Here is a 398-nt window from a genome sequence, read left to right as displayed (position 1 = left end):
GCTGTTAACGAGTGGGGCCCTAACTGGGGTGACGCTTCAGCGCGCATCATTGATGGCACACTGAATGACAGCCCAGCCAAAGTGATCACGCTGGGTGCAGGTCAAACCTTCGCAGGTATTGACTTCTCATCAGCAGCCTTTGATGCAACGGGTTACACCACGTTCAACATGCAATACAAAGTAGAACCTTTGTTAGCAGGTCAAGTGGTGAACATTAAGCTGTCTAACCACGCAAACGGCGCAGGTGAGACCGGTGCGATTCAGTACACTAGCGTACCAACAAGTACTGACGTTGTGACTCTAGCGATTCCGTTGGATGACTTTACTGATGCGAGCGGAAGTGGTGACTTATCACGAGATGCGATTGCACAGATTGTTATCTCTGCGGCAAGAGCAGA

1 protein-coding gene is annotated in these 398 nt (G+C 50.5%); it reads left to right on the top strand.

The features are described 5' to 3' along the window. Positions 1-398, top strand: a 398-nt coding sequence (locus tag ATN88_RS26235) for a hypothetical protein (RefSeq protein ID WP_198158426.1), incomplete at both ends; no start/stop codon positions are given.

Origin of the sequence: Enterovibrio coralii, assembly GCF_001559595.1 — a bacterium.
Classification (GTDB): Bacteria; Pseudomonadota; Gammaproteobacteria; order Enterobacterales; family Vibrionaceae; genus Enterovibrio; species Enterovibrio coralii.
Note: the sequence above shows the minus strand (reverse complement) of the source record. Positions and strands in the feature narration are given on the sequence as shown.